Here is a 7,035-nt window from a genome sequence, read left to right on the forward strand (position 1 = left end):
AGTAATGTATGAAGCTAACCAGTACTAATTGCCCGAGAGACTTGGTTATTACTCTATGATAGATTGTTAGAGCTTTCAGCTTGACAGTTACCTGATGAAGATAGCGACTGTGAACCACCTGATTCCATTCCGAACTCAGAAGTGAAAACAGTTAGCGTCGATGATAGTGTGGCATTCGCCATGTGAAAGTAGAACATCATCAGGTTTTTTATTTAGAAAGGCACCTAAGCGGTGCCTTTTTTGTTTCTATCACTTTAACTACAACTATCTAGCCTTTTGGCTATCGAGCGCATACAATAGATCAATCTGTTTTTCTGGAGATTTTATGAAAAAGCAAACAACTGTTTTATTGATACTCGATGGTTGGGGGTATCGTGAAGAAAATAAAGATAATGCCATTAATAATGCCAATAAACCCAATTGGGATAATATTTGGCAACATTCCACGCATACCTTAATTAATGCCTCAGGTTTGATGGTGGGTTTACCACAAGGACAAATGGGTAACTCGGAAGTAGGGCACATTAATATTGGTTCAGGTCGTATTGTATACCAAGAGTTAACACGGATTGATGAAGCAATTAAAGATAAAAGTTTCTTTGATAATCAAGTGCTAACCAACGCTGTTGATCAAGCTGTGAAAGGGGGTAAAGCCGTGCATATTATGGGACTTTTATCGCCAGGTGGAGTACATTCGCATGAAGATCATATTATTGCAATGATTAAGCTGGCAGCTGAACGCGGTGCAAAAAAAGTATTTGTTCATGCTTTTTTAGACGGGCGTGATATGCCGCCACGCTCAGCGGAAAGTTCATTGCAAAAAGTTGATGCGTTATTATCAAAACTTGGTGTTGGCTATATTGTAAGTGTTAGTGGGCGCTATTATGCAATGGATCGTGATAATCGTTGGGATCGTGTTGAGAAAGCCTATGATGCGATGACAATAGCCAAAGCAGAGTATACGGCCGATAGTGCTGAAAAAGCATTAAATATGGCATATGCACGCAATGAAAATGACGAGTTTGTTAAGCCAACAATCATCAAAAAACACAATCAGGCAGTGACAATCGCCGATGGTGATAGTGTTATATTTATGAATTTCCGCTCTGATCGTGCGCGTCAATTATCACATGTGTTTACCGATAGTGAGTTTTCTGGCTTTAAGCGTCAAGTTTTTCCTAAAGTGCATTTTGTGACCTTAACAAAATATGCTGATGATATTAAAGCGCATGTTGCTTATGCTCCTGAGAAGCTCACCAATATCTTGGGTCAAGTATTGGCAGATCAACATATGACGCAGCTGAGAATTGCCGAAACTGAGAAATATGCACATGTGACCTTTTTCTTTAATGGTGGTCAGGAAGCGCCATTTGTCGGTGAAGATCGTATTTTGGTCCCCTCGCCTAAAGTGGCTACGTATGATTTACAGCCTGAGATGAGTGCTTATGAGGTGACGGATAAACTGGTTGATGCGATTACCGCACAAAAATATGATGTGATTATTTGTAATTATGCCAACTCTGATATGGTTGGGCATACGGGCAATTATGACGCAGCAGTTAAAGCAATTGAAGCTTTAGATAAATGTCTTGGACGTGTTGCTGATGCTATTCATACGATCAATGGTAATTTATTTATTACCGCAGATCACGGTAATGCGGATCAAATGGTTGACCCTGAAACAGGTAAGATGCATACAGCACATACCACTAATCCCGTGCCTTTTATTTATCAAGGTGGCAAGAAAGCTTCAGTTGCATTAAGTGATGGAAAATTATCAGATATCGCCCCAACGATACTGGCAGTGATTGGAGTGAAGCAACCTAAAGAGATGACTGGCAAGTCTATTTTAAAGTTTGATTAAAAAAATGTGAGTAAAGAGTAAATGATTGACCCTAAATTATTAAGAAGTGATATTGATGCAGTAGCTAAAGGGCTATTAACGCGTGGTTATGTGCTTGATGTCAATGCCTTTAATGCACTAGAAGAAGAGCGTCGTATCGTTCAGCAGAAAACACAAGATTTACAAGCTAAGCGTAATGCTGCTTCAAAACAAATCGGGATGCTCAAAGCACAAAAAAAAGATGCATCAAGTATTCTGTCAGAAGTTGCTAACTTAGGTGATGAGCTTAAAGCGCTAGAAGATGAGCTAAAAGCGATTCAAGATAAAATAACGGCGATTATTGCGGAAATGCCAAACTTGCCAGCGGATGATATTCCTGTGGGCAAAGATGAAAATGACAACCTTGAAATCAGACGCTGGGGTGAGCCAAAGCAGTTTGATTTTGAAGTGAAAGATCATGTGGATTTAGGTGAGAAGATTGGTGGTATGGACTTTCAAACTGCCTCTAAGTTAACAGGAAGTCGCTTTGTTGTGCTTAAGAAAGAAATCGCGCAATTGCAACGTGCATTGACACAGTTTATGATTGATTTGCATGTTAATGAACATGGCTATAATGAAGTATATGTACCTTATCTTGTCAACAAGGATTCACTGTTTGGCACAGGACAATTGCCGAAGTTTTCAGAAGATCTTTTTAATATTCAAGAGCAATTCCCATTTAGCTTAATTCCTACGGCGGAAGTGCCAATTACCAATATCGTACGTGATGAAATTATTGCAGCTGAAAGCTTGCCCTTGAAATTCGTAGGACATACACCATGCTTTCGTAGTGAGGCAGGATCTTATGGTCGCGATACACGTGGGCTTATCCGTCAGCATCAATTTGAAAAAGTCGAAATGGTGCATGTCGTCGCACCTGATGAAGGCTTAAATGCACTGGAAGAGTTAACCACACATGCCGAAGCAGTGTTACAAAAGCTTGAACTTCCTTATCGTGTCTTGACCTTATGTACAGGGGATATGGGCTTTTCCGCACGTAAAACCTATGATTTGGAAGTTTGGATTCCATCACAAAACACTTATCGTGAGATTTCATCTTGTAGTTGGTGTGGTGATTTCCAAGCCAGGCGTATGCAAGCACGGTTTAAATCAAAAGATATGAATAAGCCAGAGCTGTTGCACACATTAAATGGCTCAGGTTTAGCAGTTGGCAGAACGCTTGTTGCCGTATTAGAGAATTATCAGCAAAAAGATGGTTCCATTGTTGTGCCTGAGGTATTGCGCAAGTATATGGGTGGATTGCATGTCATTAAAGCCTAACATGAAATTTTGGACAGTCGATGCTTTTGCACACAAGCCTTATACCGGTAATCCCGCAGCGGTTATTTTAGTAGATGATTTCCCTGATGATGTGATGTGTCAGCAGATTGCAGCAGAAATAAACTTGTCAGAGACTGCTTTTGTGAAGTCGCTTTCTAAGGGGCGCTTTCATATCCGTTGGTTTACGCCTGCTGTTGAAGTGAAGCTATGTGGTCATGCGACATTAGCAGCGGCGCATGTGCTAGATAAAAATAATCTGTTTCATGCGGAGTCAATTGCTTTTCAATCGTTAAGTGGTGAGCTAATTGTGAATAAGCGTGTAGATAAGCGCTATGCCTTAAACTTTCCGCTACAGATGACACAACTGTCAGACAAATCTTCTTTTGCGGCAAGCTTTCCACAGGTAGCACTGTGTGAGGTAGCACAGGCTTATGATGATATCATTGTTGAGCTTGAGGATGATCAAGCAGTTAGATTATTTAAGCCTGATTTTAGCTTGTTAGCTCAGATTGACTGTCGTGGCATTATTATCACAGCTAAAGGTTCTGAACCATACGATTTTGTATCACGGTTTTTTGGACCGCGCGTTGGTGTTAATGAGGATCCGGTAACGGGTTCAGCGCATTGCAAATTAGCACATTACTGGATGAAAAAATTGGATAAAAAGCATTTTCAAGCCTATCAAGCATCATCTCGTGGTGGTGAAATTAACATTGAAGTAGAAGGTGATCGTGTGCTATTAAGTGGTCAGGCGATATTGATGTCTGAAGGTTTGTTGCATAACACATATGGTGTTTAGTTCTTAATTTGCCTTTGACAATGCGTCTCTTTAATAAAAAATAAACTAAAAACAAAAGCCACTGCAAAAAATATAATACTGATGCTTAGCATTACCTCATAATTTTGCGTACTAAAGTGTGTTGAGCTTAATGCTATTTTACTCAAGGTGATGCCACCTAATATTTGAATAATCGCAGCACCCAAAACAACACTCATATTGTTGAATGCCATTGCCGTTGCTTCAAGTTTTCTGGGCACGTTTTCAACCACAACACTAAAAGAAATGGCCTGAGCACCTGTGGCAAATCCAAATAAGAAAAACAGTAAGTAATATACGTGTAAATGTAAATTCGGTAGCCAAACAATAATCGATGAGGCAATCACACCTATTAATGCAGCTAAATAAAGAACGGGCTTACGTTTACGCATTAAGTCTGAGCATAAACCTAATATTGGACTGCCAAGCCCCATCCCAAGCCAAATAAATTGAATCGCAGAGCTTGCCGAAATTTGCGAGTAGCCCATGCTGACCAAGTAACTAGAGCCATATAGCGAGCCAAATAGCTCAGCAGCTGGATAGATGAAAAAGGCAAAAATAGCGATGATAATAATTTGGCGGTATCTAAAAAGTGATAACGTCTGCAGTGCGACTTCTTTAATTGATAGGATGTTTTTTGTTGATTGGCGATCGCGTGCAAATATCAAGAAAATAACTGACAATATAATGCCTGCAACGGTTATGAAATAAAAAACAATGCGCCATTGATAATCCACCGATTCAAGTGCGTAAGCTAAGGGTACGTTGGAGAGAATAGGACCAATTACGCTAAGAATCTGAGTCATACCAACCACAAGACCTAGAATGCGGTGTGGAAACCAGTCAAGCACGATTTTAAGAAGTAGGATAAAGGCAAAGGCAGAACCAAAGCCAATAAAAAATCGACCAATAAATGCGGAATAAAAGCTTGAGGCAAAGCTGAAGACCAAAACACCAATGGCGCACCATAAAATAGCAAAAGTCCCCACCTTACGTACGCCAAAGCGATCCAAAATAATGCCTACTGGGATTTGCATGACAGAATAGGCAATCGCGTAGGCGGCACCAATTAGACTTAATTGTTCAGGCGTGATGTGTAAGCTGTTGGCAAATGCATTGTGTGGCATAGCATTTAAAGAGTCCAGCGAGGTGCGTGCAAAATACTCATAGATAAAGAAGAGGCTGCCAAGTAGAAATAAAAAACACCCAAAAAAGGTAACCCTTTGTGGGCGCTGATCAGTAGTCATAAGAAGATACTTGTTATATGAATTTTTAGTATGCGTAAGTCTAGCAGAGATTGAATTTGAAATGCACCCTAAACTGGCGGCACTAAGCTGATCATATTTTTGTTTGAGAGGCTTTATTGAATCTCACACAATGCATGCTACAATGCCAATACTTTATTTAAGAATGAATATCATTTTTAACATGAAAAATGTAGCAATCGTTTATTACAGTGGTTATGGTCATACTAAGAAAGTAGCAGAGCATATTAGAATGGGTATCAATGCTCTAAAAGAAGTGCATGCGGTGCTTATCAGTGTTGATGAGCTGCAAGATGTCGATGCGCTTAATGATTATGAAGCGATTGTTTTTGGTGCGCCAACGTATATGGGCTCGGTGCCATACCAGTTCAAAAAGTTTATGGATGATGCATCAAAGGTTTGGTTAAAAAAAGGCTGGAAAGACAAACTTGCTGCTGGATTTACCAATTCAGGCTCTCTAAGTGGCGATAAGTTTAACGTGTTAATGCAGTTATGCACTTTTGCTTGTCAGCATGGTATGTTGTGGTTGTCATTGGGTATTGATAATACTTCTGGGCAAAATGAGCATCATGGTGGGCATTTGGAAGCACTTAATCGTATGGGCGGATCTTTGGGGCTTATGACACAGTCAGAAAATGACTCACCGGAAGTAACACCTCCGATTGGTGATAAAAGAACGGCGGAATTATTTGGGCGACGCATCGCAGAGTATGTGATTTTGTTGGCAAAAAGGTAATTGCAATTTTTTATTACCCCACTCACTCCACGATCCATTTTTATCGGTGAGTGTCGCATCGAGTATGACGAGTTGTGGTAGATTTAAATGATCAAAAAGCCATTGCGTACTAACATAAGGCGCACCTTTAGGCTTTAGCATGATTAAGTATCCAGTCCAAAATAATTTTATTAATTTGCTCAGGTTCTTCTAATGGTGCAAAGTGCCCGCTTTTGCTCATGCTCGCATATGTGATGTTTTTAATGTTTTGATAAAAGCTAATACTGCTGTCAGTATCAACAATTTTATCCTCAGGTGAGGTGATTAATAGTGTTGGAATGCTGAAGTTTTCTGCATTTTTAATATCATGCATCCCTAAGTTTAACTTTTTGATTACCTCTAAATCATTAGTTTTGCCGGCATTGACTTGCTCATCAATAAGCGCTTGTTGCGTATCGGTGTGGAAGCCTGATGATGCAAAAAATTGATTCATGTTGTCGCGGATGCTTTCTAAGACATCAAGAGGCTGGTTCCAAAAGGCAAAGTTTTCAGCATCAAGCTTGGTGCATGGCGATGGGCTGATGAGTATAAGCTGAGTAATATTAAGGCTTAAGCGATGTTTTTGAGCGGTGGCATAAGCATACGCGCCACCTCGTGAATGTCCAATGATAATATTGTGAGCGCTACCTAACTCCGAAATAACATGGGTAATATCGTTAACATATTCATCAAGTGTGTAAGGGTTTGTCCCGCTATCTGTAATAACAGGACTTTGTCCATGCCCTGGTAAATCTAGTGTGATGACATTAAAAAACTGCTTGAAAAATGTCACCTGATGATGCCATTGTATTTGGCGCCCACCCATTCCATGTATAAATGTTAGTGTTATGTGGCTGTTGTGATGTGCGTAATAATGACAATTTATCTCGCGATTATTGCAAAGGATTTTTTTCAGCGTCATGAGTTGTCCTTAACTTATGTTGGCTATAAATAATAGCCTAGTGCTGCATATTCTAAATAAACAAATACAAAATGTAGTATAATAAATCCTTATAAAGGGCTGACTATTAAAGCG

The 7,035-nt window shown here is 39.8% G+C and carries 6 protein-coding genes and 1 rRNA gene; 5 read left to right on the top strand and 2 right to left on the bottom strand.

Features of this window, described 5'->3' with window-relative positions:
• Positions 1-90: 90 nt before the first annotated feature.
• The 4 genes from rrf to ACY10D_RS10010 all read left to right on the top strand — a co-directional run bounded on the left by rrf (position 91) and on the right by ACY10D_RS10010 (position 3,962).
• Positions 91-205: ribosomal RNA gene (rrf, locus tag ACY10D_RS09995) — 5S ribosomal RNA — on the top strand.
• Between the two features lie 120 nt (positions 206-325).
• Positions 326-1,864, top strand: coding sequence for a 2,3-bisphosphoglycerate-independent phosphoglycerate mutase (gpmI, locus tag ACY10D_RS10000; protein ID WP_487000587.1), 1,539 nt, complete (start codon positions 326-328; stop codon positions 1,862-1,864).
• Positions 1,865-1,885: 21 nt separating this feature from the next.
• A complete protein-coding gene (gene serS / locus ACY10D_RS10005; protein ID WP_487000588.1) occupies positions 1,886-3,163 on the top strand; it encodes a serine--tRNA ligase in 1,278 nt (425 codons plus the stop codon).
• Positions 3,147-3,962 (top strand): PhzF family phenazine biosynthesis protein, encoded by an 816-nt coding sequence (locus ACY10D_RS10010; RefSeq protein WP_487000589.1) that lies wholly within the window; start codon positions 3,147-3,149, stop codon positions 3,960-3,962. Before serS ends, ACY10D_RS10010 begins: the two co-directional genes overlap by 17 nt.
• On the opposite strand, the gene ACY10D_RS10015 is transcribed toward ACY10D_RS10010, so the two are convergent.
• Positions 3,959-5,227 (bottom strand): MFS transporter, encoded by a 1,269-nt coding sequence (locus ACY10D_RS10015; RefSeq protein WP_487000590.1) that lies wholly within the window; start codon positions 5,225-5,227, stop codon positions 3,959-3,961. The genes ACY10D_RS10010 and ACY10D_RS10015 overlap by 4 nt on opposite strands.
• A gap of 181 nt (positions 5,228-5,408) precedes the next feature.
• Between ACY10D_RS10015 and ACY10D_RS10020 the strand changes: the two genes are divergently transcribed.
• Positions 5,409-5,981: a flavodoxin family protein gene (locus ACY10D_RS10020; RefSeq protein WP_487000591.1), complete on the top strand. Its 573-nt coding sequence runs from the start codon at positions 5,409-5,411 to the stop codon at positions 5,979-5,981.
• Positions 5,982-6,108: 127 nt separating this feature from the next.
• On the opposite strand, the gene ACY10D_RS10025 is transcribed toward ACY10D_RS10020, so the two are convergent.
• Positions 6,109-6,921 (bottom strand): alpha/beta fold hydrolase, encoded by an 813-nt coding sequence (locus ACY10D_RS10025; RefSeq protein WP_487000592.1) that lies wholly within the window; start codon positions 6,919-6,921, stop codon positions 6,109-6,111.
• Positions 6,922-7,035: the final 114 nt, after the last annotated feature.

This window comes from Cysteiniphilum sp. (assembly GCF_057495195.1).